Source organism: Nocardioides sp. Z30_9 (genome assembly GCF_058215735.1).
Window position 1 is genome coordinate 998,170 of the sequence record NZ_JBZAJF010000002.1, and the last position, 23,621, is coordinate 1,021,790.

The window sequence follows — 23,621 nt, forward strand, 5'->3', positions numbered from 1 at the left end:
ACCAATGTCGCACCCCTGGCGGTGCGTCTAGGCTGGGTCGGTGCCCACGAACTTCCCCGACACCGCTGGCGACACTGCTCCCGACACCGCGGGCGACGCTGCTGCTGACGCCGCTGCCGACGTGATCCGGCTGCTCGACCTGCGCGAGACGACCCTGGACCCCGCCGAGGTGCTCGCCGCGGTCGATGACCCCGCGGCAGGCGGGGTGAACCTGTTCGTCGGCGCGGTGCGCGACCACGACCAGGGCGAGTCCGTGAAGTACCTCGACTACACCGCGCACCCCTCCGCCCGGGAGCGGCTCCGCGAGGTCGCCGTCGGTGTGGCCGAGGAGTTCGACGTGGTCGCCCTCGCGGCGGTGCACCGCACCGGCCACCTCGAGATCGGCGACATCGCCGTGGTCGTGGCCGTCTCGGCGGCCCACCGCGGCCAGGCCTACGACGCCTCCCGGGCCCTGATCGACCGGCTCAAGGCCTCGGTCCCGGTCTGGAAGCACCAGGTGTTCCGTGACGGGCGCGAGGAGTGGGTGAACTCGCCCTAGCCGGGGGCAGCCGTGCCCACGTCCTGGGTCCCGAGGTGGGCCCAAGGTGTGTCGGTGTGCGGCACCGTAGGTAGCCGTCGGCATCATGGGCTGCGTGGAGATCCTGCTCTGGTGGCTGCCGCCCGCACTCGTGACCGCGATCGCGATGCTGTGGGTGAGCTGGCTCGGCCGCGCCCGGGACGTCAGCCCCGACCGGTCGGATGCTGCCCAGGAGCGGTTCGCCGCGGCGATCATGCGCGACCTGCCCGACGAGGTGGTCAGCCGGGTGAGCGCGCCGCAGCCGCTGCGCGAGCGCAGCACCGGGATCGCCGTACGCCCCTCCCAGATGCCGGTCGCCAACGTGAGCAACCTCCCGGCGCGGACCCCCGAGACCGCCGACGACTCCGCGCGCACCGCCTGACCCACCCGCGCGGGCGCGAACCGGAGGCGGCTGAGTTGCCCCCGAATGAGAGGGTGACGCCATGAGCACCCGGGATCGCCGCCGATGAGGCGCCGCACCTGGGCCGCCGTGCTCGCGGTGGTGCTGGTGGTCGGCCTCTCGGTGATCGCGGCCCGCAAGCCGGTGCCGTACGCGACCTTCTCCCCGGGCCCGACGGTCAACGTGCTCGGCAAGAGCGGCAAGGACGAGATCATCACCGTCAAGGGACGCAAGTCCTACCGCGACGACGGGGCGCTGCGCCTGACCACGATCGTCGCGAGCGGCGCCGGCGAGAAGATCAGCATCGCCCAGCTGATCACCGCGTGGATCGACCCCGACCGCGCTGTCTACCCCTACTCCGCCGTGCACGCCCCGACCGACACCCGCGAGAGCGTGCGCGAGGAGTCTGCCGTGCAGATGGTCTCCTCCCAGGACAACGCCGTCGCAGCGGCCCTGGGCGCGATGAACATCTCGTTCACCTCCGCGGTCAAGATCGCCCAGGTGACCAAGGGCGGCCCCGCCGACGGAGAGCTGGAGAACGGTGACCTCCTGGTGTCGGTCAACGGCAAGCAGGTGAACACCCTCGACGAGGTCACCGGGTCGATCCGGCCGCTGAAGGTGGGCTCGGAGGTCACGGTGAAGGTACGCCGCGCCGGCCAGAAGCTGGAGAAGAAGCTGACCACCACTGCCTCGCCGCAGGACAAGAAGCTGAGCGCGCTGCTGGTCTCGATCGCGCCGAGCTATCAATTCCCGTTCGAGGTCGACCTCAACCTCGACGACAACATCGGCGGTCCTTCGGGTGGGCTGATGTTCGCGCTCGGCATCTACGACGTGCTGACCCCCGGCTCCCTGACCGGCGGCAAGGTCATCGCCGGCAGCGGCGAGATCAACGCGGAGGGCAAGGTCGGCGGGATCGGCGGTATCCAGCAGAAGCTGGTCGGCGCCCAGGACGACGGCGCCCGGCTTTTCCTGGTCCCGGCTCAGAACTGCGCCGAGGCCCTCCAGGCAAACTACGACTCCGACACAATGCGAGTCGTGCGGGTGAACACTCTGAAGGAAGCGATCAAGGACGTGCAGGCATGGGTGAAGGACTCCGACGCGAAGATGGCGAGCTGTAGCCGATGAGCAGCACACCGGACGCAGCCAGCGCGCTGGCCGACGTCGTACGCGAGGTGGAGGCGCACGCCGCCCGCGCCGGCTGGGACCAGCCAGCCCACCTGTTCGCCCTCGTGGACACCGCCGACCTCCTCGAGCGCGAGCCGCACCTCGCCGAGCTGCTCGGGGTGGAGGCGCAGGACCAGGCGCTGACCCCGGTCGAGCAGGAGACCACGTCGGGCAGCCTCGAGGAACTGCTGGCCAGTATCCTGTGGCCGTCGGAGGTGGCGGGCTGTGCCGTCGTCCTGGAGGCACTCACGGTGCCCCCCGACGCCGAGCAGGTGCCCAGCGACCCCGAGGCTGCGGCGGCCTATGCCGCTGCCCATCCGGACCGGCAGGAAGCCCGGATCGTGGCCGGCGCCCTGCGCACCGGCGAGAGCTTCTGCGCCATCCGGCAGCGGGCACACGACGAGGACGACATGGTTCTCACCGGACCGGACCTTGTGCCGGCCCTTCTACAGTTGTTGCACACCACCCTCCAACCAGAGCCCGGAGACTTCCCAGAAGATGAGTGAATATTTCGCAGCACAACCCTCAGATGCCCCGGGTGGGGGCAAGCCGGGCGGTCGGCCGCCGGGCCCGGGGTCACGTCCGCGACGTCCGCGCCCGCTGCTGCTCACCGTCATCGTCGTCGGTGCCCTGGTCATGGGCTTCTCGCTGTTCGCGGGGATCTGGACCGACAAGCTGTGGTTCGGCAGCATCGGCTACGGCGGTGTCTTCAGCAAGCTGATCTGGACCCGGGTGCTGCTCTTCGTGGTGTTCGGCGGCCTGATGGCGCTGGTGGTCGCGCTCAACCTGTTCCTCGCCTTCCGGCTGCGGCCCGTGTTCCGGCCGCACTCGCCGGAGCAGGCCAACCTGGAGCGCTACCGCGAGGTGATCACCCCGATGCGGCGGCTGCTCCTGATCGCGGTCAGCCTCATCTTCGGCATCTTCGCCGGCATCTCCGCCACCGGGAAGTGGCGCACGTTCCTGATGTGGAACAACGGCGAGGATTTCGACAAGGCCGACCCGTACTTCGGCAAAGACATCGGCTTCTACATCTTCGACCTGCCGTGGCTGCACTTCCTGGTCGACTTCTTGATGTCGGCGGTGTTCATCGCGCTGCTGCTGGCCGCGGTGGTGCACTACCTCTACGGCGGCATCCGGCTGCAGTCGGCCAGCGACAAGGTCTCCGGCGCGGCCCTGGCCCAGCTCTCGGCCCTGGCGGGCGTGTTCCTGCTGCTCAAGGGAGCCGACTACTGGCTGGACCGCTTCGACCTCACCTCGCAGGCCGGCGGCCTGGTCACCGGGATGACCTACACCCGGGACAACGCGGTGCTCCCGTCGAAGAACATCTTGATGTTCATCGCGGTGATCTGCGCGTTGCTGTTCTTCGCCAACATCTGGCGGCGCACGTGGCTGCTGCCCGGCGTCGGCCTGGCGCTGTTCGCGATCTCGGCCGTGCTGCTCGGCGCGGTGTGGCCCGGCCTGATGCAGCGCTTCCAGGTCAAGCCCGACGAGCCGGACAAGGAAGCCTCCTACATCGGCAAGAACATCCAGGCGACACGTGCCGCGTTCGGCCTCGAGGACACCGACGTCACCGAGTACGACGCACAGACCAAGCTCTCCCGCACCCAGCTGCGCACCGACGCGGCCTCGCTGCCGGGCATCCGGCTGGTGGATCCGCAGCTGGTCTCGGACACCTTCGAGCAGCTCCAGCAGGTCCGTGGCTACTACAGCGTCCCGGGCGTGCTCGACGTCGACCGCTACCCGATCAACGGCAAGGACCGCGACGTGGTCGTGGCGGCTCGCGAGATGCACCTCGAGGGTCTGCCCGACGCGCAGAAGAAGTGGGCGAACGAGAAGACCGTCTACACCCACGGCTACGGCCTGATCGGTGCCTTCGGCAACCAGAGCGACGCCGAGGACAACCCCGTGCGCGGCGACGGCGAGCCGGTGTGGGCCGAGGAGGACCTGCCTCCCCGTGGTGCCATCTCCGACGCCCAGGGCGACAAGGGCTACCGGCCGCAGATCTACTTCGGTGAGCAGAGCCCGCCGTACTCGATCGTCGGCAAGAAGCCGGGCGGCAAGGACATCGAGCTCGACATCCCCCAGGGCTCCGGTGACCCGGGCCAGTCGAAGACCAACACCTACGACGGCAAGGACGGCGTCGGGGTCGGCAACCTGTTCCGCAAGCTGCTCTACGCGACGCACTTCGGGGACGCCAACATCGTGCTGTCCTCGCGCGTCAACGAGAACAGCAAGATCCTCTACGACCGCTCGCCGCGTGAGCGGGTCCAGAAGGTCGCCCCGTGGCTGACCGTGGACTCCGACGCGCTGCCCGCGGTGGTCGACGGCAAGATCGTCTGGATCCTCGACGGCTACACCACCAGCGACAAGTACCCGCTGGCGGAGAAGAAGTCGCTGCAGGAGATGACCTCCGACGCGATCAACCCGCGCTCGGCGTACGCCACGCTGCCGACCGACCAGATCAACTACATGCGCAACGCGGTCAAGGCGACCGTCGACGCGTACGACGGCACCGTGACCCTCTACGAGTGGGACACCTCCGACCCGATCCTCAAGGTCTGGGAGAAGACGTTCCCCGGTGTGGTGAAGAAGAAGTCGGAGATCCCCGACGGGATCCTGGAGCACATGCGCTACCCCGAGGACCTGTTCAAGGTCCAGCGGGAGATGCTCGCGTCCTACCACGTGCTGGACCCGAAGACCTTCTACGAGGGCAACGACAAGTGGGACGTCCCCCAGGACCCGGTGACCTCCACCCGCAAGCAGCCGCCGTACCGGCTCTCGGTCGCCACCACCTCCGGTGACGCCCCGGTGTTCTCGCTGACCAGCGTCTACGTGCCGCAGAAGAAGCAGAACCTCGCTTCCTACATGTCGGTGGGCGCGGACGCGGCCGACCCGGACACCTACGGCAAGTTCCAGATCCTGCGCCTGCCCGACAACACCCAGGTGCCGGGTCCCGGCCAGATCGCCAACCAGTTCCAGCGTGACGACAAGGTGGCCTCGCAGCTGCTGGCGTTCAAGCGGGCGGACGTGACGGCCAAGTACGGCAACCTGCTCACGCTGCCGGTCGGCAACGGCCTGCTCTACGTGCAGCCGCTGTACACGGTGCGTGAGGGCGGTGCCGGTAACTACCCGGGCCTGACCTTCGTGCTGGTCTCCTTCGGCAAGGAGGTCGGCATCGGACCGACGCTCTCCACCGCGCTCGACGACGTGATCTCGCGGGCCAGTGGCGGCGGTTCGACCCCGGTCGACAGTGGTGGCGGTGACTCCGGCGGCGACGCCGGCGGCGGGGACACCCAGAACCTCCCGCTGGCTGCGCTGCGACTGCTGCAGCAGGCCGACGAGAAGTTCAAGGAGGCGGACAGCGCCCTCAAGGACGGCAACCTCGAGGCCTACGCCAAGGCGGTGGGTGAGGCGCGCGCGCTCGTGGAGCGTGCCATCTCGGCCAAGCCGGCCGCCACACCGGCGGCGCCCTCCTCGGCTGAGCCGGCTCCGGAGAACTGAGCCGCACCAGCCCCGGCACCTCGACACGGCCGGTCGTCCCGAGAGGGACGGCCGGCCGTTCGGCTATCCGGGGGCCGGGCCGTCCTCGCTCATCGCGACGTTGCGGGCGCTGGTGGAGCGGCCGAGGCGGCGTACCTCCTGGTCCATCAGCCTCAGGTGGCGCTCCGCGTCGTGGTGGGCGAGCCGCTCACCGAGCGGGGAGTTGACCAGGTTGCGCCCCTGGGCGAGCACCGCGACCCAGCCGGGGACGTAGACGTGGCGCTTGCGTCCGGCGATGGCCCGGACGAAGGCCCGGGCGCAGCGCTCCACCGACGCGGTCCGGTTCATCGGGTAGGGCAGCGCCGCCACCATCGAGCCGAAGGCGCTCAGGTCGCGACTGGCGTCCTGGACCAGGGGAGTGTCGATCCAGGACATGTGCGCGACCCCGACCTCCACCCCGTGGTGGCGGACCTCGAGCCGGAGCGCGTTGCCGAAGTGCTCGACGCCGGCCTTGCTCGCGTTGTATGCCGCGAGTCCCGGCATCGCACCGAACGCGGCCAGCGAGGACACGATCAGGACGTAGCCCCGGCGCTCGATCAGCGAGGGCAGGGCGGCGCGGACGGTGTGGAACACGCCGAGCACGTTGACGTCGAGGGTGCGCCGGAACACTGCCGGGTCGACCTCCAGCACCGAGCCGTAGCTGGCGATGCCGGCGTTGGCCACCACCACGTCGATGCCGCCGAAACGACTCCGCGCGGCCTCGGCCGCGGCCTGCATCGCGGCGAGGTCGCTGACGTCCCCGGTGACCGTGAGCACCTCCGCGGTCCCCAGCTCTGCAGCCAGTGCGGTCAGCGGCTCCTCGTCGAGGTCGACCAGCACGAGCCGCGCACCGCGGGCGGCCAGCCGCCGGGCGGTCTGCGCCCCGATGCCGCGGGCGGCCCCGGTGACCAGCACGGTCTTCTCGCGCAGCGACTCGGTCATGACTCTCCTCCGGTCCGGTCGGGAACCGCGAGCACCGTCTCGGAGCTGCGGCCGCGCAGCGTGACGGTGTCATGCTTGGTCCACCTGGCCGCCTCGTCCTCCTCGGCCGCTTCGACGGAGTCCCAGGCCACGACCAGGCGACCGTCGATGTGCTTGGCGAGCTCGGTGAGCCGGGCGGCTGCGTTCACGGCGTCGCCGATCACGGTGTACTCGAAGCGGGACTCGTCGCCGACGTTGCCGGCCACTGCCTTCCCGGTGGCGATCCCGATGCCGGCCTCCAGGTCGGGGACCTCCTCGGCGAGTCGTCGGGCCATGGCGCGGCCGGCCGCGAGTGCCCTGGTCGCGTGGTCCTCGAGCTCGACCGGCGCGCCGAAGATGGCCAGGGCCGCGTCCCCGATGAACTTGTTCACGAAGCCCTGCTGCCGGTCCACCTCCTCGACGACCACTCCGAAGAACCGGTTGAGCAGGCCGACGACCTCGGCCGGGTCGCGATCTGCCGCCAGGGCGGTGGACTCGATGATGTCGACGAAGAGCACCGAGACCACCCGGGTCTCACCGCCGAGCTCGACCTCGCCGAGTGCCGCTGCCTCCGCGACGTCGCGGCCCACGTGGCGGCCGAACAGGTCGCGCAGGTGCTCCCGGTCGCGCAGTCCGCCGACCATCTGGTTGAACCCGGCCTGGAGCTGACCCAGCTCGGTGCCGTCGTAGACCTGCACCTCGGCGTCGAGGTTGCCCTCCTCGACCTGCTGCATCGCGTTGCGGACCCCGAACACGGGCGCCACCACCGCGCGGGCGTTGAGCCAGGTGACGAGGAGGCCGAAGCACAGGACGACCGCGCTGAGCACGAGCACGACGATCGCCAGCTTGGTCAGACTGATGTTGTCGCTGCCGGACAGCGCCAGGATCGCCACCACGATCAGCCCCGCGACCGGGGCGCCGGTGCCCAGCCCCCAGAACAGGATCATCCGACGCCGGATCCCGAGGCCGCGCACCCGGAGCCGATCCTCCCCGGAGAGGGCGCGGGCCGCGATCGGGCGCAGGGCGAACTCGCTGAACAGGTAGGCGATCGCGCTCACCACCAGCGACGCGATCCCCACCGTGAGGGCGGTGGTCACCGCACGGTCTGGCTGCAGCAGCGCCGCGAGCAGCGTGAAGAGCGCGGTGGCCCCGAGCCACAGGCCGGCCTGGATCCGGGTCAGGAACCAGGGCACACCCAGGGCGGCCAGCCGCTCGTCGTCGCTGGGAGTCTCGTCGTGGTAGACCCAGTGCAGCGCGCGCAGCGCCCCGGCGGTGCCCCACCCGGCGCCGATCAGGATCGCGACGGCGACGTAGACGGGCACGCCGATCGCCAGTGCCAGCAGGGTGTCGTCCTCCGGCGGGGGACTCGGGATCACCACGGTCGAGAGCACGACCACGATGCCCGCACCGACCAGGTTGGTGGCCACGAGGAGCACGGTGAGCAGCACCTGCACCCGGATCCGCAGGCGGCGAGTGCCCTGGTCCGCCGGCCCGAGCAGCGCCGAGCCGTAGACGCCGGGGTCCCAACGTGTCACGTCGTCCGCCCCTTCGTCGCGATGCTGCAGCCTCGGTAGCGGGCCAAGCCTAGGGGGTACGGCGGATCGACGGGACGGGTTCACATGGTGATCAGCGGCACTCGCGCCAGCGACCGCGCTCGCGGGTGTTCTCACGTGAGGCTGCTGAAGCTGATCGTGCCGTCGGGCAGGTCGCGGTGCCGGTAGCCGGGGTCGTGGATGCGCCGGTGGTGCCAGTGGCAGAGGGGGACTGCGTTGTCGAGGTCGGTCCGGCCGCCTGCCGACCAGGGTTCTCGGTGATGGAGCTCGCACCAGGCGTAGGGGCGATCGCAGCCGGCGGCCGCGCAGGTCTGATGCCGCAGCCCGGCGGCGATTCGTTGGCTGGCAGAGAAGAGCCGGGTCTCGCGGCCGAGGTCGAGCGCCACCGAGCCCGAGCCGAGGACGGCGGGCAGCAGGCCGGAGGTGCAGGCCAGCCGTCGGGCCTCGCCGGCGGAGAGGGCGCCTGCGGTGTCGAGCCCGGCTGCCTTGAGCGCTCCGGTGAGGGTGTGGTGGTCGATGGTGACCACGACGGTGGCAGCGGTCTTGTGGTGGAGGTGGTCGGTGGGGAGGTGTTCGAGGAGCTCGGTCAGCGCGAGTCCGCGGCGGTGGTCCCAGTCGAAGGGGCGGGGCTGGCCCGTGGCTCCGGCGGTGCGGGGGTGGGGCATCCGGCGGGGTGCGGTCATCGACTCGATGGCCTTGCGCAGGAACTCGGCGGCGAGGGTGGGCACGGTGAAGTGACCGGTGGTGGTGCCGTCACCGTTGTCGTGCAGGGTCAGCCTCGACTTGGAGCGGGCTGCTTCCTCCTCGGTGTGCAGCAGTTCGTTCTCGTGGGCGTCCACGGCTGCCTGGTCGGGTTCGATGGTCTCCAGGGCGCGGCGGGCGCGGCGGCGGAGCTGGCCGGGGTCGAAGCGTCGGGAGTCGGCGACCAGGGCCTGCTCGACCTGGCGTCGCTGGTCGGTGGTCACTCCGGCGGGCAGCCGACGCTCCGCGTCGATGATGACCGCGGCGTGGGCGGGGGAGAGCAGTCCCTGGTCCAGCGCCTCGGCGGTGGGGTCGTGGTCGCCGGTGGCCAGCTCGCGGGCGAGACCGACTTCGCGTGCGGCGTTGGTGCGGGTGACGGTGTGTGCTTGGCGACCCAGGCCTCGGTCCCGGCGTACCCGGCGGCGGCGGGCGTCCCGGCCCTGTCGGCGGCGGCGACGATCCTGAGCTTCATCGCAGCGATCCGGCGGGAGGCCCGATCGAGCTCGGCGACCGCTGCTGCGTGCTCCCGGTCGGGCAGGGGAGCGCAGGCGACGGTCTGCAGCCGGTCCAGCACCTCGTGGATCTCGGCCACCCCGGACACGACCGGGTGCGCCAGTGGGCGGCCGGTGTCGGCAGTGGCGAGGAGCTCGGTCATGGCTCCATTCTGGAACGAACGTGTGTTCGATAAAAGAGGGAAGACGAAATCTGTGGAGAACTTCTCGACGCACTCTGTGAGGCTGGGGGCATGAGCGATGAGAGCGACCTGACCCACGCGGAGTCGATCACCGTCGAGGTGCCTGCCGAGGAGCTCTACGACCTCGTCTCCGACGTGACGCGCACGGGCGAGTGGAGCCCCGTGTGCACCGGCTGCTGGTGGGACGACGAGAGCCAGGCGGGCCAGGTGGGCGCGTGGTTCACCGGGCACAACGAGACCCCGCAGCGCACCTGGGAGACGCGGTCCCAGGTGATCGTCGCCGAGCGGGGTCGTGAGTTCGCCTGGCTGGTGGGCGACGGCGGCATGGTGCGGTGGGGCTACCGCCTCGAGCCCGGCCCGGACGGCACCACCACCCTCACCGAGACCTGGCACCTGCTCCCGCGCGGGCTCGAGGTCTTCGCGCAGCGGTACGGCGACGACGCCCCCGCCCAGGTCGAGGACCGCAAATGGCACGCCCACGACGGGATCCCGAAGACCCTCGCCGCGATCAAGCGGATCGCTGAGTCGTGAAGAATGGCGAGTCGTGAAGAAGCCTGACGCCGAGCCGGTCGTCGCGCGCAACCGCAAGGCACGCCACGACTACCACCTCGAGGACACCTGGGAGGCCGGGATCGTGCTCCAGGGCAGCGAGGTGAAGGCCCTGCGAGCAGGTCGTGCCTCGCTGGTCGACGGGTTCGCCGACGTCGAGAACGGCGAGGTCTGGCTGCACAACGTGCACATCCCGGCGTACGAGCAGGCCACGTGGACCAACCACGCGTCGAGGCGCAAGCGCAAGCTGCTGCTGCACCGCGCACAGATCGACAAGATCGAGCGGCGGGTCAACGAGAGCGGCCTCACGGTGGTGCCGCTGTCGCTCTACTTCAAGGACGGCCGGGCCAAGGTGGAGATCGCACTGGCCCGGGGCAAGAAGACCTGGGACAAGCGGCACGCGCTCGCCGAGCGCCAGGCGACCCGCGAGGTGGAGCAGGCGGTCGGCCGACGGCTCAAGGGGATCCCCGACTGAGAGCCTGCCGGCCTCAGCCCAGCGCGCGGTCCAGGTTGAGCGCGGCGCTGACCAGGCTCAGATGCGTGAACGCCTGCGGGAAGTTGCCGAGCTGCTCCCCGGCCAGGCCGACCTGCTCGGCGTACAGCCCGAGGTGGTTGGCGTAGGTGAACATCTTCTCCAGCGCGAGCCGCGCGTCCTCCAGGCGACCGACGCGGGTGAGCGCCTCGACGTACCAGAACGAGCACAGCGAGAACGTCCCCTCGGTGCCGTCGATCCCGTCGCCGGAGAGGTTCACGTCGTAGCGGAAGACCAGGCTGTCGAAGACGAGCCGGTCCTCGACGGCGGCGAGCGTGGATCGGAAGCGGGGATCGTTGGGCGCGAGGAACTTCACCATCGGCATCAGCAGCACGCCGGCGTCGAGCACGTCGGAGCCGCGGTGCTGCACGAAGGCGTCGATCTCCTCGTTCCAGTGCTCGTCCATGATCCGGCGGTAGATCGCGTCGCGGGCCTCCGCCCAGCGTGAGAGCTCGCCGGGCAGGCCGCGCTGGCGGGAGATGCGCATCATCCGCTCGATCGCGACCCAGCACATCAGCAGGGAGGTGGTGTGGTGCCGTGGCTCCTCGCGGATCTCCCACATGCCGGCGTCCGGGCGGTCCCAGTTGTCCATCACCCACTCGATGGTGTGGGTGAGGTCGTCCCAGGAGTCGGCGCTGATGCCGCTGCCGTACTTGTTGAACAGGTAGACCGAGTCGATCAGCTCGCCGTAGATGTCGAGCTGAAGCTGCCCGGCGGCGCCGTTGCCGATCCGGACGGGGCGGGAGTCGCGGTAGCCGGCGAGGTGGTCGAGCTCGATCTCCTCGGGCACGTTGCCGTCGATGTCGTAGAGCACCCGCAGCGGGCCCAGCTCGCGGTCGCCGTCCTGGTGCTCGCCCATGCGCTCGGAGAGCCAGCGCATGAACGCTTCGGCCTCGTCGGTGAACCCGAGGCGCAGCAGCCCGTAGAGGCTGAACGCCGCGTCCCGGATCCAGACGTAGCGGTAGTCCCAGTTGCGCGTCCCGCCGATCGACTCCGGCAGGCTGGTCGTGGGGGAGGCGACGATGGCGCCACTGGGCTCGTGGGTGAGCAGCTTGAGCGTCAGGGCGGAGCGGTTCACCATCTCGCGCCACCGCCCCTTGTACGTCGACTGGTCGACCCAGCTGCGCCAGAACGCCGCGGTGCGCGCGAACAGGTGGCCGCTCTCCCCGCTCTCCTCCGGGTTCGGCGGCTGGTCCTCCGCGAGCACCTCCAGGACGAAGAGTCCTTCCTGCCCCTCGTCGAGCGAGAGCTCCGCGGTGACGGTGCCGTCGGTGAGCTCGAACTCGCAGGAGGCGGTCAGGCCCAGCCGCAGACCCCCACCCGTGATCAGCACGCCGCCGTAGAAGCGCTCGGTCTCCGGATGCACCCGGCCGTAGTCCGGGCGTGCGACCAGCTCCATCCGCAGGTTGGTCTTGCCGCGTACGGCGGCCACGCGGCGCACGATGCGCTGTCGGTGGTCGGGGTCGTTCGCCTGCAGCACGGGCATGAAGTCGTGGACCTCGGCGACCCCGCGCTGGGTCATGAACCGGGTGACCAGGATGTTGGAGTCCGGGAAGTAGAACTGGCTGGTGCGGACGTCGTCGTCGAGGGGCTCGATCCGCCAGAAGCCGCCCTGCTCGGTGTCCAGCAAGCTGCCGAACACGCTGGGGGAGTCGAAGCGCGGCGCGCAGAACCAGTCGATGGTGCCGTCGGTGCCGACGAGTGCGCAGCTGCGAAGGTCGCCGATGAGCCCGTGCTGCGCGATCGGCAGGGGTTCGCCGTGCGCGGGGCTCTCGGTGACGTTTTCAGTCATGCAGGTGCCAGCCCCCGGTGGGCAGCTCCAGCGCCGCGTCCGGACCCCAGGAGCCCGGTGCGTAGGGCTGCGGCTTCGGCGGTGCCTCCAGGACGGGCTGGCAGACCTCCCAGAGGCGCTCGACCTCGTCGGAGCGGGTGAACAGGGTCTGGTCGCCCTCCAGCACGTCGAGCAGCAGCCGCTCGTAGGCCTCCAGCGGCTGGTCCTCCGGTGCCGCCTCGCCCACGTCGAGGCGCATCGTGGCCCCGACCAGGTCGAGGCCGGGGCCCGGGCGCTTGGCCCGCAGGTCGACGTAGACCTTGGCGTCGTCGCTGAGCTCGAGCACCAGCTCGTTGCTCGCCCTGTCCCTGTCCGGGCCGTCCTCGAACATCGCCGAGGCCGAGGGCCGGAACCGCAGCGTGATCACCCGGTTCGACTCCGCCATCCTCTTGCCGGTGCGCAGGTGGAACGGGACGTCGCGCCAGCGGTCGTTGTCGACGTACGCCTCGATCGCGACGAAGGTCTCCACCTCGGAGTCGTCGTCGACGTCGTCCTCGTCGCGGTAGCCGTCGTACTGGCCGAAGACGACCTGCGCGGGGTCGAGTGGGCGCAGGTCACGGAAGACGGCCGACTTGGCGTCCCGGACGGTCTGCTCCTCGAAGCTGCCGGGATCCTCCAGGGCCACGAAGCCGAGCAGCTGGCACAGGTGGGTGGAGATCATGTCGCGCAGGCAGCCAGTCGACTCGTAGAAGCTGCCGCGGCCCTCCATGCCGAGGTCCTCGGGTACGTCGATCTGCACCGACTCCACGCTGCGTCGGTCCCAGGCGGGTTCGAATAGGCCGTTGGCGAAGCGCAGCGCGAGGATGTTCTGCACCGCCTCCTTGCCGATGAAGTGGTCGATCCGGAAGACCTGGTCCTCCTCGACCACCTCCTTGAGGGCCGCGTCGAGGCTGCGGGCGCTCTCGAGGTCGAGGCCGAACGGCTTCTCCAGGACCAGGCGCGCCCGCTCGGTGAGCTTCTCGCGACCGAGCATCGCGACCATGTCCTCCATCACCGACGGTGGGACAGAGAGGTACACGAGCCGCCGGGGGTCCTCGCCGAGGTCCTCCTCGGCGGCGCGGACCTTCGCTGCGAGGTCGCTCCCGTCGTCTGCGCTCGAGGTCTGGAACGACACCCGCTCGAGCAGGCCGGACAGCACGTCCTCGTCGAGGTCGTCGACCGAGTCCTCCAGGGCTTCACGGACCTGGTCCCGGAACTCCTCGTCGGTGCCGGGGGAGTGCCGGCCGCTGCCGATGACGGCGTACTCCTCGGGCAGCCGGCCCGCTGCCGCGAGCTGGTAGAGCCCCGGGAAGAGCTTGCGCTTGGCGAGGTCCCCGGTCGCGCCGAAGAGGAGGAGCACGTGCGGCGCGAGCTCGGTGGACTCGCTGGTGGACTCGGGGGTGGTGGCAGACAAGGCCTGTCCTTCGAGGTGGGGGTCGGCGCCTCGGCGCGCGGTGGGTTCGGCGGACTCGTACCCGTCCCGGCTGCCTGCCACACTGCCCGGATGGACACGTTGCGCACTCCGGACAGCCGTTTCTCCGTGATCGAGGGCTTCGACCACGAACCGCGGTACGTGCAGATCGCCGACGGTGAGGGTGGTGAGCTCCGGATCGCGTACGTCGATGCCGGCCCGGTCGACGGGCCGGTCGTGCTGCTGCTGCACGGTGAGCCGACGTGGTCCTACCTGTACCGCGAGGTCATCGACTCCCTCACCCAGAGCGGCATCCGGTCGATCGCGGTCGACCTCGTCGGGTTCGGCCGCTCGGACAAGCCCGCGCAGCACAGCGACCACAGCTTCGCCCGGCACGTGGAGTGGGTGCGCTCGCTGGTCTTCGACCACCTCGACCTGCAGGAGGTGACGCTGGTCGGCCAGGACTGGGGCGGCCTGATCGGGCTCCGGCTCGTGGCCGAGCACCCGGACCGGTTCGCTCGTGTCGTCGCGGCCAACACCGGCCTCCCGACGGGCGACTTCGACATGCCCGAGATCTGGTGGGACTTCCGTCGCGCCGTGGAGGGCGCCGACGCGCTGGACATCGGCCGTCTGGTCGCCGCGGGTTGCGTGCGCGGTCTCGCGGACACCGACCGTGCGGCGTACGACGCGCCGTTCCCGGACGAGTCGTTCAAGGCCGCGCCGAAGGTGATGCCGACGCTGGTTCCCACCCGTCCCGACGATCCGGCCACCGAGGCCAACCGGGCGGCGTGGGAGGTGCTGAGCCGCTGGGAGAAGCCGTTCCTGGTCGCGTTCAGCGACAGCGACCCGATCACGGGCGCGATGGCCCCGATCCTGCGCAAGCTCATCCCCGGGACCAGCGGCCTCACCCACCCCGTGATCGCCGGTGCCGGCCACTTCCTGCAGGAGGACGCCGGCCAGCAGCTGGGCCGGGTGGTGGCCGACTTCGTCGCCTCCACGACGCCCGATTTGGAGTAGTCGTCCATGGTCCCGTAACCTGTACTCACCGACGCGGGGTGGAGCAGCTCGGTAGCTCGCTGGGCTCATAACCCAGAGGTCGCAGGTTCAAATCCTGCCCCCGCTACCATGTGATATCGCAAGACATAGGAAAGATCCGAACCCTCACTGGGGGTTCGGATCTTTTCTGTTTCTGGGTTGGTAGTCGCGGCGTGGGTCGATGGTGAGCTCGCGGAGGGGCTCGCCGGTGGCGGCGTGGACGACTCGGACGTTGAGGTCCTGGATGAGCAGGATGACGTGGGTTCCCTTGTGGGTTCATCCGATGCCGATGTGGCGGAGTTTGCCGTGGACGCGCAGGGTCACGGTTCCGGACTTGTCGACTCTGTCGTGGCGGACGCGGTCGCGCCGGCGGTGGTTGTCCTTCTCGGGTAGTTGGCCCGGCAGGTCCTACCCCCGCTGCTTCGATCGGTGCGTGCGCGCCGATCAACTTGCTCCGATCGGAGCGGTCGCGCCTCGTGGTCTCGGCCTAGGCTGCCAAAGCGCGTAGCCCGAACTGTCCAGACCGGACTGGGCGGCGACGTGCAGGTCGTGGACCTGTCGCAGGACGCCCACCAAGGCTGCGGTTCCGTCCCGGCCACCGTTGATGCCCTCATGCCCGACTAGGAGTGACATGCCTGCCGCAGACCTCGTGATCGCCGGGGGCACCGTCGTGGCCCCGGATGGACGCCGTCGCGCGAACGTTGCCGTTACCGACGGGGTGATCACCTACGTCGGGACCGACCGCCCCAGTGCCCAGGAAACCGTTGATGCCGGCGGCCTGCTGGTCATGCCCGGGGCGGTGGACACCCACGTGCACCTGATGGACCCGGGCAGCCCCGAGCGGGAGGACTTCCCGACCGGCACCAGCGCGGCGGCAGCGTCGGGGGTCACCACCATCGTCGAGCACTCGCACGGCCGGCCGGTCCGCACCGCCGAGGACCTTCGGGGCAAGCTCGACCACCTGCAGGGCCGCGCCAATGTCGACTTCGGCTTGGCCGCGCACGCCTGGCCCGGTCAGACCGACCAGGTGGCGGACCTCTGGCGGGCGGGCGTCTCGTTCTTCAAGGTCTTCACCTGTACGACTCACGGTGTGCCCGGCCACGATGCCGCAGCGCTGAAGTCGCACCTCGAGTCCACGGCGCTGGCTGGCGCGGTGAGCCTGATGCACTGCGAGGACGAGTCCCTCACCGAGAGCGCGGAGAGACTGCTCCACGAGCAGGGTCGCGACGACAACGCCGTGCTCCTTGACTGGCGAAACCGGGACGCCGAGCTGGTGGCCGCCGCAGTCGCTGCTCTGCTCGTGCGACGCACAGGAGCCAGGGCGACCGTGGCGCACGTCAGCAACCCGGAGGTGGCCTCCTACATCGCCAGTGAGCGTGCCCGTGGAGCGATGCTGGCTGCGGAGGGCTGTCCGCAGTACTTCCTGCTGCGCGAGGACGAGGTCCACGAGCACGGGGCACTGCGCAAGTTCACCCCGCCGGCCCGCGCCCGCACCGATGAAGACGAGCGGGAGATGTGGGACCTGCTCCGACGGGGCGTACTCACCCACATGTCGACCGACCACGCACCCTCGACGCTCGAGCAGAAGCGGGAGGGGGACATTTGGAACGTCCACTTCGGTCTGCCGGGGCTGGACAGCACGATGGCGCTGCTGCTCGATGCCGCGGCTCGGGGACACCTCGCCTACGAGGACGTCGTACGGGTCTACAGCGAGACCCCGGCGAAGACCTACGGCCTGTGGCCACGCAAGGGCCGGCTGGCCCCGGGCGCCGACGGCGACGTGGTCCTGGTCGACCCTGCCGCCACGAGAACGCTCTCCCACGCCAGCGTCCTCTCGAAGGCGGGCTGGACGCCGTTCGACGGCCGCGAGGTGACCGGGCAGGTGGTGCGAACCTACCTGCGCGGTCGGCTCGCGGCGGAGGACGGCAAACCGGTGGACGACCGCAGCGGGGCCTTCCTGCCCGGCCCCGGGCACCGGGCATGACGAAGCCACGTGTTGCGGTCGGGTCCCTCGGCGGCACCATCGCCATGACGTCGGAGTCGGGCGTCGGAGTCACCCCCACCCTGGCGGCGGACGACCTCGTGGCCGCCGTCCCGGCTCTGGCCTCGCTGGCCACGCTGGAGGCGACGACGCTTGCGGTCATGCCGGGTGCCTCCCTCGGTCACGCCAACTGCCTCGATGCGCTGGCGTGGGCCCGCACGGTCATCGACGGTGGTGCTGCCGGCGTGGTGCTCGTCCAGGGGACCGACTCACTGGAGGAGACGGCCTACCTCTTGGACCTGTTCTGGGACCGTGACGAGCCTCTGGTGGTCACCGGCGCCATGCGCAGCCCGCAGCGCGCCGGCAGTGACGGTCCCGCGAACCTCGTGGCCGCCGTCATCACGGCTGCCGCCCCCGCGTCGCGCGATCTCGGCGTGCTGGTGGTGATGAACGACGAGATCCACGGCGCAGCCCGGGTCGCCAAGACCGACACCATGGCGCTCGAGGCCTTCCGGTCGCCAGTGTTCGGGCCATTCGGCCGTCTCGTCGAGGGGGAGCCCGTCTACGGCAATCGGCCGGCCAGGCACCCGGTCCTGGTGGGGGCGGAGGTGCCGGGGGTCGCGCTCCGGGTGGCTCTGTTGACCACTCATCTGGGGGACGACGGTGACCTGCTGCGGCTGACCGCCGACGCTGGGTACGACGGCGTGGTCCTCGCCGCGATGGGGGTGGGCCACGTCTCCACGGGGGTCGCCGCAGCGGTCAGTGACGTCGTCGATCGGTTGCCCGTGGTCTTCGCCAGCCGCACCGGTGGCGGGACCACCGCCCGGGAGACGTACGGCTTCGTCGGGTCGGAGCGTGACCTGCGCGGGCGGGGGGCGGTCGGGGCCGGGTGGCTGACACCGGTGAAGGCGCGGCTGCTGCTGTGGTCGCTGCTGCACGGGCGACACGGCCGTGAGGAGATAGCGCGGGAGTTCGCCCTCCGGGGCGCGGCCGCGTTCTCCCGCGCCTCGGGGTAGTCGACGCCTCCAGCTGGAGCCCGCCTGCTGCGCCTCCCGAGCGCCGTGCTTGCCCGAGGCGACCCATCCTGGGCCCAGTGGCACCAGGAGTGCAGCGACGACGAGGGTGGCGTACCCCAAGGAGACCGGGCGAGTAGTCGCCCCGGTTGGTCTGTGCCACGGCCACGGCGATGACCAAGGCCGCGACGGCAAGAGCTGCGAGCGAGGCCCACCACAGACTTCTCGACACGCCCCAAGGACGGCCTACTTGTTGGTCTCAACTGGTCGGGCGGCCACGCGACGGCTACGACCTGGCGCCGCGTGACGTGGAAAGGAACCTGAGCACCAGGCAGCCTCTCGTCGTGAGCACCCGCTCCGGGCGCAGTCAGCCCAGCAGGCTCTGACCCAGCCAGGTCGTCTCGGTGAAGCCGGGCAGTAGCGCGAACTCGGCCGAGCCGATGGCCGTGGTCCAGGTGTTGAGGTCGTCCTGCTCGTCGAGTCGCCGTTGCAACGGGGTGAACTGGGCGCCGATGTCGGCCTGGTGGCTGAGGAAGATCAGCCCCGCGGAGCGGGCCGGCCCCGGGTCGGTGAAGTTCGCGCCCTTGCGGAAGATGCGGATGCCGGCGTTCTGCGACGGGTGCGACAGACGGGAGTGGGCACCCAGCGGAATGACGAGGTCCCCACGGGCGTCGCGGGCCTCGAGGTCGAGCTCGTCGGTCTCCCGGGTGCCCGAGAGCGGTGCTCCGTGGGTCAGGTCGCGGCCGATGGCGCGCTCCTGCTCGTTCCTGGTGAGCTCGTCCCAGGTATCGAGGTTCATCGCGATGCGGCGTACGACGACGGTCGTGCCGCCGGTGAACCAGTCCGGCGTGGTGGCCCACACGGTGTCGTCGAACAGGGTGGTGCCGACCTCGGGGTTGCCGGTGCCGTCTACCTGGCCGAAGAGGTTCCGCCCGGTCACCGGGCGCTGACGCTGGTCGCGGCCCCGCCACGAGCCCTGCTGCTCCCACCGGAGGCGGGCGAACGGGCGTGCGTCGAGGAGGAGGCGCCGGGTGGCATGGCTGAGGCTGGTGTCGTCGTCACCGGCGACCACGAGCAGCAGGTCGCCGCCGCCCCAGCGCGGTTGCAGCCGGTCGTGACGCATCGCCGGGACCGTGCTCAGCCCTGCGGGGCGGGCGGAGGCCAGGCCGGTCTTGTCGAAGATCCCGGGTCCCCAGCCGACGGTGACCGTGAGGTCGGCTGCCGACTGGGCGAGGTCGGGGGCGGTGTCCCCGGGGGCCGGGCGCCCGGCCGCCAGCGCGGCGATGTCGCCGGTCCACAGGCGCATCAGTCGCGCGAGTGCGTCGGCGTCAGTGCCGTCCAGGAGGTCCAGGGCCAGCAGCCGCACGGCTCGCGGCATCGGCTGAGTGATGCCCGGTTGGTGCGCGCCGTAGGGGCTCACCGTGCGCGGCAGCGCCATCGTGTCGTCGATGGCGATGTCGTCGTGCTTGCTCTGCGCGAAGGTGAAGCCCGCTGTCCCGGCGGCCGCAGCGGCTCCGGCCGCACCCGCCCACCCCAGCAGGTGGCGCCGCGACGGCGCCCCGTCGCGGCCCCCGTCGGTCACGGCTCGGGGGTCGTCGACGGCGAGGGGGTCGTCGACGGGTGGTAGTGGTCCTCCTCCTCGGTGAACTCCTTCACCGGGAGGGTGAGTTCTTCCTCCGTGCCGTCGCTGAACTCGAGGGTGAGGTCGACCTCGTCGCCCGCTGCCAGTGGCTCGGAGAGCCCCATCAGCATCACGTGGTGGCCTCCGGGGCGCAGGTGGACGTGGGAGCCGGCCTTGATCTCGAGGCCCTCCTCGAGCTGCTGCATCAGGTTCTTGCCGTCCTTCATCACCATGGTGTGCACCTGGGTCATGTGTGCGGCCGACGACGTGGCGCCCACCAGCCGTACGGCGGCATCGCCCTTGTTCGCGACCTCCATGAAGGCGCCCGTCATCGAGGCGTCCTTGCTGCCCGTCGTGGCACGCACCCAGGCGTCGCTGACCTCCACCCCACGGGCCTTGGCCGAGGGCTCCGGTGCTGCCTCCGTGCCGCAGCCGGCAAGCAGCAGTGCGAGGCCCAGAGTGATGCCCAGCGTGATGCTCGCAGCGGCGGGGCGTAGGCGGTTCATGGGTCCTCTTCTCCTGAGCGACGATGTCGCCGGCAGGATACCCAGAGGGGTATAGGTTCCCAGAGGGTGGGTGGCACCCGTCGGACGCCTGTGCCAGCGCCGACGCGTGCGGGCGACCTTCAGATCCGCTTGAGCAGTGAGGGCGTCCGGATTCGGCCGTGTTCACCTGCGAGCCGCGCCAGGAGACGGTGCTGCCTGGGCTCCGGTGGCGTCGCAGGTGCCGGCCGGGTCTGCGGGTCCGTGGCCCGGCGGTAGAAGACGCGCTTGGTGGCCTCGGCGGAGGCGACGTAGGCGCAGGTGATGCCGGCCAGGGCCAGCAGCAGGGTGAGGGGTGGGCGGGTGAGCCCCAGGGCGTCGAGGGCGAAGGGCATGAACGGCAGGGCGATCGTGGTCACGCCCACGACCAGGGAGGTCACCATGAGCGGAGTGCCCGGCCGGCTGCGCCACGCCACCCGCGTGGTTCTCAGGACGAACAGGACGGCGAGCTCGGTGAGGGTGGAGCCGATGAACCAGCCGGTCTGGAACAGGGTCGCGCCTGCGTCGAAGACCAGGAGCAGGATCGCGAAGGTGAGCAGGTCGAAGGCGCTGCTGAGCAGGCCGAAGACGACCATGAAGTTCCTGACCTCGCGCAGGTTCCACCTGCGCGGGTGTACGACGCTCTCGGGGTCGACCCGGTCGGCGGCGATGGTGACGCTCGGGAGGTCGGAGAGGAAGTTGAGCAGCAGGATCTGGCGCGGCAGGAGCGGCAGGAACGGCAGGAAGGTGGAGGCGACCGCCATGCTGGCGGTGTTGCCGAAGTTCGCACTGACGGTCGTGTAGATGTACTTGAGGGTGTTGGTGAAGGTCGCTCGTCCCAGGCGGACGCCCTCGACGACCACCCCGAGGTCCTTGTCCAGCAGCACCATCGACGCAGCGCTCTTGGCGACGTCGACTGCGGTGTCGACCGAGATGCCGACGTCGGCCAGGTGCAGGGGCCCTGCGTCGTTGACGCCGTCGCCCAGGTAGCCGACCACCGACCCCCCGGCGCGCACCGCGGTGATGATCCGTTCCTTCTGGGTCGGCGTGAGCTCGGCGAACGCGTTCACCCCGGCGGCGGCCTGCGCCAGGTCTTCGTCGTCCAGGGCGTCGACCTCGGTCCCGGTCATGATGCGCGGTTCGCCGGCACTGAGCCTTCGTGCCACGTGCTGCGCCGAGAGCCGGTTGTCGCCGGTCAGCATGCACAGCCGGATGCCGAGGTCGGTGAGCTGGGTGATCGTCGAGTCGAGCCCTTCCTTGACGGGGTCGTCGAACGCCAGCAGGCCGAGGAGGGTCATGCCCTGCTCGTCCGCCGTACTGAGCTGCGACTGGTCCGGCAGGGACCGCTCCGCCACGGCGACGACCCGGTAGCCCTCCGCGCTGAGCGCACGGAACTGCTCGTCGTAGAGGTGCCTGACCTCGTCCAGTGCGCGCGTCCCGTCGGGGGTGGCTGCGGAGACGGCCAGCTCCAGGACCTTCGCGTAGGCGCCCTTGGTGATCAGGACGCGCCCGTCGGGTCCGTCGGCGAGGACCGAGAGTCGCTTGCGCTCGAAGTCGAAGGGGAGCTCTGCGACGGCCTGCCACGACGCGTCCGGACGTCCGTTGCGCAGGATGGCCTGGTCGAGCGGGTTGGTGAACCCGGTCTGCAGCGCCGCGTTCACCGCGGCGCGGTCGGCGGCTCTCGTGCACTCCTCCCCGTTGAGGTCGAGGGCGGCGTGGAGGGTGAGGCTGCCCTCGGTGAGGGTGCCGGTCTTGTCGGTGCACAGCACGTTCATGCTGCCGAGGTCCTCGATGGCGTCGAGTCGCCGCACGATGACACTCGCGCGGGCCATCCGACGCGCTCCCGTGGACAGGCTGACCGAGATGATGGCCGGAAGCATCTGGGGGGTGACCCCGACCGCGAGCGCGAGGGAGAACAGTGCCGCGTCGATCAGGGGGCGGCCGAGGACGACGTTGACCACCAGGATGAACAGGGTCAGCAGGAGCGTCACCCGGGCGAGGAGGAGCCCGAAGTGAGCGGTGCCCTCCTCGAAGCTGGTCGACGGCGCGGCGGACACGAGGGTTCGCGACATCTGGCCCAGCTCGGTGGCCCGACCGGTCACGACCACCACCGCCTCGCCCTGTCCGCTCACCACGTGGCTGCCCTGGAACAGGACGCCGTGACGGTTGGCGAGTGGGGCGTCTGCCGGGTCCGGCTCCGGGCCCTTGTGCTGCGGATAGGTCTCCCCGGTGAGGGCGGACTGGTCCAGCTGGAGCGAGGATGCGGCAAGGACACGGCAGTCGCACGGAATGACGTCGCCGGCGCTGAGCACCACGAGATCGCCAGGGACGACCTCCGCGGGATCGATGGACACCACACGTCCGTCGCGCCGTACCTCGACCTGGATCTGCACCTGTTCGAGCAACCCGGCGATGGTCGTCGAGGCACTGTGCTCCTGCCAGAAGCCGAGCAGGCCGCTCAGCACGACGATGCACAAGATGACGCCGGCGTCGATGTGGTCACCGAGGGCGAGGGACAGTACGGCGGCCGCGACCAGGATGAGCACGATCGGTTGGGTGAACTGGGATCGCAGCTCGTGGATCACCCCTGTCCCGCGCTTCGGCGACAGCCGGTTGGGACCGGAGGCCTCCAGGCGCCTGGCCGCCTCGTCGCTGCTGAGTCCGGCGCGGTCCGCCTCCAGGTCGTCGAGCACCTGGTTGCCCGACGAGGCCCAGTACGCCGCGTCCCCCGACGCTGGGCGACCGCCCGTGGGCGCTGGCGTTCCGGTCGCTGCCATCGGCTTGTGCGCCCCTTCCCGGAGCCGACCCCGAAGGTCACGGAGGGCGCCTGTCGCGCTGAACTGCTTCTCCAGCATCGTCGGTCCGGGGGGTGTTCCCAAGGGATCCATCGCCGGCCGCAGCCTGTGGGCGTCTCCGTGCGGGACAGGTTTCGGCTCGGTTTGGAATGCAGGTGGAGCATCGGAGTAGGTGATCCAGCTCACAACTCGTCGTGCCGCCCCGACAGCGAGGCAGTGCTCGACTCTCGAGGAAGGTTGTTCGACATGGCACTGCCCAGCCGCCGCAACAGTGACGTCAGGACGTGGAACCCGCTGCAGGAGATGGACGATCTCCAGAGCCGGTTCTCCAAGCTGCTCGAGTCATCCTTCGGCGACTCGCCGGGCCTGCTGGGCACGTCCTGGGCACCTCCCGTGGACATCGAGGAGACCGACGACGCCTTCGTCGTCGAGGCCGAGCTCCCGGACGTGAAGGCCGATGACGTCAACGTCGAGCTCGACGACAACCGGCTCACGATCCACGGCGAGGTCAAGGAGCGCGAGCACAAGGGCATCCTGCACCGGAACACCAGGCGCACCGGGCAGTTCGACTACCGGGTCGACCTGCCGGGCAAGGTGCAGGCCGACGGCGTGGATGCCTCGCTCAAGGACGGGGTGCTGCGGCTGACGATCCGCAAGAGCGAGGCGGACAAGCCGCGGCGGATCGAGATCAAGTAGCTGAAAGAGCTACGTGCCGTCGCTCGGCGCGGCGGTCCGGTGCGGACCGGTGTCCGTCGAGGAGTGCGGC

Annotated in this window: 21 protein-coding genes and 1 tRNA gene; 13 read left to right on the plus strand and 9 right to left on the minus strand. The window is 70.3% G+C overall.

What is annotated here, in order from left to right; all coding sequences use genetic code 11:
* Positions 1-40 precede the first annotated feature (40 nt).
* The 5 genes from AC4BGB_RS15500 (at position 41) to AC4BGB_RS15520 (ending at position 5,621) form a co-directional block, all read left to right on the plus strand.
* Positions 41-538 (plus strand): molybdenum cofactor biosynthesis protein MoaE, encoded by a 498-nt coding sequence (locus AC4BGB_RS15500; protein ID WP_490547773.1) that lies wholly within the window; start codon positions 41-43, stop codon positions 536-538.
* 94 nt (positions 539-632) lie between these two features.
* On the plus strand, positions 633-938 hold the full coding sequence (locus AC4BGB_RS15505) for a hypothetical protein (protein ID WP_490547774.1): 306 nt from the start codon (positions 633-635) through the stop codon (positions 936-938).
* Positions 939-1,022: 84 nt separating this feature from the next.
* Positions 1,023-2,081: a YlbL family protein gene (locus AC4BGB_RS15510; protein ID WP_490547775.1), complete on the plus strand. Its 1,059-nt coding sequence runs from the start codon at positions 1,023-1,025 to the stop codon at positions 2,079-2,081.
* On the plus strand, positions 2,078-2,626 hold the full coding sequence (locus AC4BGB_RS15515; RefSeq protein WP_490547776.1) for a PPA1309 family protein: 549 nt from the start codon (positions 2,078-2,080) through the stop codon (positions 2,624-2,626). The genes AC4BGB_RS15510 and AC4BGB_RS15515 overlap by 4 nt, the downstream gene beginning before the upstream one ends.
* Positions 2,619-5,621 (plus strand): UPF0182 family membrane protein, encoded by a 3,003-nt coding sequence (locus tag AC4BGB_RS15520; protein WP_490547777.1) that lies wholly within the window; start codon positions 2,619-2,621, stop codon positions 5,619-5,621. The genes AC4BGB_RS15515 and AC4BGB_RS15520 overlap by 8 nt, the downstream gene beginning before the upstream one ends.
* Positions 5,622-5,684: 63 nt before the next feature.
* Here AC4BGB_RS15520 and AC4BGB_RS15525 read toward each other — a convergent pair whose 3' ends face one another.
* From AC4BGB_RS15525 to AC4BGB_RS15540, 4 genes are all read right to left on the minus strand, one after another.
* Positions 5,685-6,581, minus strand: a complete 897-nt coding sequence (locus AC4BGB_RS15525; RefSeq protein ID WP_490547778.1) for an SDR family oxidoreductase — start codon at positions 6,579-6,581, stop codon at positions 5,685-5,687.
* Positions 6,578-8,134 (minus strand): adenylate/guanylate cyclase domain-containing protein, encoded by a 1,557-nt coding sequence (locus tag AC4BGB_RS15530; protein ID WP_490547779.1) that lies wholly within the window; start codon positions 8,132-8,134, stop codon positions 6,578-6,580. The genes AC4BGB_RS15525 and AC4BGB_RS15530 overlap by 4 nt, the downstream gene beginning before the upstream one ends.
* 131 nt (positions 8,135-8,265) lie before the next feature.
* The gene (locus tag AC4BGB_RS15535) at positions 8,266-9,225 is read right to left on the minus strand and encodes an HNH endonuclease signature motif containing protein (protein ID WP_490548454.1); all 960 of its coding nucleotides are present in this window, start codon (positions 9,223-9,225) and stop codon (positions 8,266-8,268) included.
* Positions 9,114-9,548 (minus strand): hypothetical protein, encoded by a 435-nt coding sequence (locus AC4BGB_RS15540; protein ID WP_490548469.1) that lies wholly within the window; start codon positions 9,546-9,548, stop codon positions 9,114-9,116. Before AC4BGB_RS15540 ends, AC4BGB_RS15535 begins: the two co-directional genes overlap by 112 nt.
* A gap of 90 nt (positions 9,549-9,638) precedes the next feature.
* Here AC4BGB_RS15540 and AC4BGB_RS15545 point away from each other — a divergent pair, with 90 nt between their 5' ends.
* Both AC4BGB_RS15545 and smpB read left to right on the plus strand, forming a co-directional pair.
* Entirely contained in the window at positions 9,639-10,118 is a 480-nt protein-coding gene (locus tag AC4BGB_RS15545; RefSeq protein WP_490547780.1) for an SRPBCC family protein, read from the plus strand.
* 13 nt (positions 10,119-10,131) lie between these two features.
* Positions 10,132-10,611 carry an SsrA-binding protein SmpB gene (gene smpB, locus AC4BGB_RS15550; RefSeq protein WP_490547781.1) on the plus strand — a complete coding sequence of 160 codons (480 nt, stop codon included), beginning with the start codon at positions 10,132-10,134 and terminating at the stop codon, positions 10,609-10,611.
* A 13-nt stretch (positions 10,612-10,624) separates the two neighbouring features.
* Here the strand turns inward: smpB and AC4BGB_RS15555 are convergent, their stop codons facing one another.
* A complete protein-coding gene (locus AC4BGB_RS15555) occupies positions 10,625-12,460 on the minus strand; it encodes a glycoside hydrolase family 15 protein (protein WP_490547782.1) in 1,836 nt (611 codons plus the stop codon).
* A complete protein-coding gene (gene zwf, locus AC4BGB_RS15560) occupies positions 12,453-13,892 on the minus strand; it encodes a glucose-6-phosphate dehydrogenase (protein WP_490547783.1) in 1,440 nt (479 codons plus the stop codon). The genes AC4BGB_RS15555 and zwf overlap by 8 nt, the downstream gene beginning before the upstream one ends.
* Positions 13,893-13,982: 90 nt before the next feature.
* On the opposite strand from zwf, the gene AC4BGB_RS15565 reads away from it, so the two are divergent.
* The 5 genes from AC4BGB_RS15565 (at position 13,983) to AC4BGB_RS15585 (ending at position 17,921) form a co-directional block, all read left to right on the plus strand.
* Complete coding sequence (locus AC4BGB_RS15565; protein WP_490547784.1) at positions 13,983-14,906, plus strand: haloalkane dehalogenase; 924 nt, start codon at positions 13,983-13,985, stop codon at positions 14,904-14,906.
* Positions 14,907-14,938: 32 nt separating this feature from the next.
* Positions 14,939-15,015 (plus strand) — tRNA-Met (locus AC4BGB_RS15570).
* A gap of 68 nt (positions 15,016-15,083) precedes the next feature.
* On the plus strand, positions 15,084-15,317 hold the full coding sequence (locus tag AC4BGB_RS15575; RefSeq protein ID WP_490547785.1) for a hypothetical protein: 234 nt from the start codon (positions 15,084-15,086) through the stop codon (positions 15,315-15,317).
* Between the two features lie 238 nt (positions 15,318-15,555).
* Complete coding sequence (locus tag AC4BGB_RS15580; protein WP_490547786.1) at positions 15,556-16,908, plus strand: dihydroorotase; 1,353 nt, start codon at positions 15,556-15,558, stop codon at positions 16,906-16,908.
* On the plus strand, positions 16,905-17,921 hold the full coding sequence (locus AC4BGB_RS15585; protein ID WP_490547787.1) for an asparaginase: 1,017 nt from the start codon (positions 16,905-16,907) through the stop codon (positions 17,919-17,921). The genes AC4BGB_RS15580 and AC4BGB_RS15585 overlap by 4 nt, the downstream gene beginning before the upstream one ends.
* Positions 17,922-18,285: 364 nt before the next feature.
* Here the strand turns inward: AC4BGB_RS15585 and AC4BGB_RS15590 are convergent, their stop codons facing one another.
* The 3 genes from AC4BGB_RS15590 to mgtA all read right to left on the minus strand — a co-directional run bounded on the left by AC4BGB_RS15590 (position 18,286) and on the right by mgtA (position 22,837).
* Positions 18,286-19,500 carry a Dyp-type peroxidase gene (locus AC4BGB_RS15590; protein ID WP_490547788.1) on the minus strand — a complete coding sequence of 405 codons (1,215 nt, stop codon included), beginning with the start codon at positions 19,498-19,500 and terminating at the stop codon, positions 18,286-18,288.
* On the minus strand, positions 19,497-20,045 hold the full coding sequence (locus AC4BGB_RS15595) for a copper chaperone PCu(A)C (RefSeq protein WP_490547789.1): 549 nt from the start codon (positions 20,043-20,045) through the stop codon (positions 19,497-19,499). The genes AC4BGB_RS15590 and AC4BGB_RS15595 overlap by 4 nt, the downstream gene beginning before the upstream one ends.
* A gap of 119 nt (positions 20,046-20,164) precedes the next feature.
* On the minus strand, positions 20,165-22,837 hold the full coding sequence (gene mgtA, locus AC4BGB_RS15600) for a magnesium-translocating P-type ATPase (protein WP_490547790.1): 2,673 nt from the start codon (positions 22,835-22,837) through the stop codon (positions 20,165-20,167).
* A gap of 264 nt (positions 22,838-23,101) precedes the next feature.
* Between mgtA and AC4BGB_RS15605 the strand changes: the two genes are divergently transcribed.
* A complete protein-coding gene (locus tag AC4BGB_RS15605; RefSeq protein ID WP_490547791.1) occupies positions 23,102-23,551 on the plus strand; it encodes an Hsp20/alpha crystallin family protein in 450 nt (149 codons plus the stop codon).
* Positions 23,552-23,621: the final 70 nt, after the last annotated feature.

Excerpts from the sequence above, each read along its gene's own strand:
- AC4BGB_RS15605 (WP_490547791.1), top strand. The coding sequence starts at position 23,102 with ATGGCACTGCCCAGCCGCCGCAACAGTGACGTCAGGACGTGGAACCCG.
- AC4BGB_RS15545 (WP_490547780.1), top strand. The coding sequence starts at position 9,639 with ATGAGCGATGAGAGCGACCTGACCCACGCGGAGTCGATCACCGTCGAG.
- AC4BGB_RS15580 (WP_490547786.1), top strand. The coding sequence starts at position 15,556 with ATGCCTGCCGCAGACCTCGTGATCGCCGGGGGCACCGTCGTGGCCCCG.
- AC4BGB_RS15520 (WP_490547777.1), top strand. The coding sequence starts at position 2,619 with ATGAGTGAATATTTCGCAGCACAACCCTCAGATGCCCCGGGTGGGGGC.
- AC4BGB_RS15585 (WP_490547787.1), top strand. The coding sequence starts at position 16,905 with ATGACGAAGCCACGTGTTGCGGTCGGGTCCCTCGGCGGCACCATCGCC.
- AC4BGB_RS15595 (WP_490547789.1), bottom strand. The coding sequence starts at position 20,045 with ATGAACCGCCTACGCCCCGCCGCTGCGAGCATCACGCTGGGCATCACT.
- AC4BGB_RS15525 (WP_490547778.1), bottom strand. The coding sequence starts at position 6,581 with ATGACCGAGTCGCTGCGCGAGAAGACCGTGCTGGTCACCGGGGCCGCC.
- AC4BGB_RS15510 (WP_490547775.1), top strand. The coding sequence starts at position 1,023 with ATGAGGCGCCGCACCTGGGCCGCCGTGCTCGCGGTGGTGCTGGTGGTC.
- mgtA (WP_490547790.1), bottom strand. The coding sequence starts at position 22,837 with ATGGCAGCGACCGGAACGCCAGCGCCCACGGGCGGTCGCCCAGCGTCG.
- AC4BGB_RS15565 (WP_490547784.1), top strand. The coding sequence starts at position 13,983 with ATGGACACGTTGCGCACTCCGGACAGCCGTTTCTCCGTGATCGAGGGC.
- AC4BGB_RS15555 (WP_490547782.1), bottom strand. The coding sequence starts at position 12,460 with ATGACTGAAAACGTCACCGAGAGCCCCGCGCACGGCGAACCCCTGCCG.
- AC4BGB_RS15515 (WP_490547776.1), top strand. The coding sequence starts at position 2,078 with ATGAGCAGCACACCGGACGCAGCCAGCGCGCTGGCCGACGTCGTACGC.
- AC4BGB_RS15540 (WP_490548469.1), bottom strand. The coding sequence starts at position 9,548 with ATGACCGAGCTCCTCGCCACTGCCGACACCGGCCGCCCACTGGCGCAC.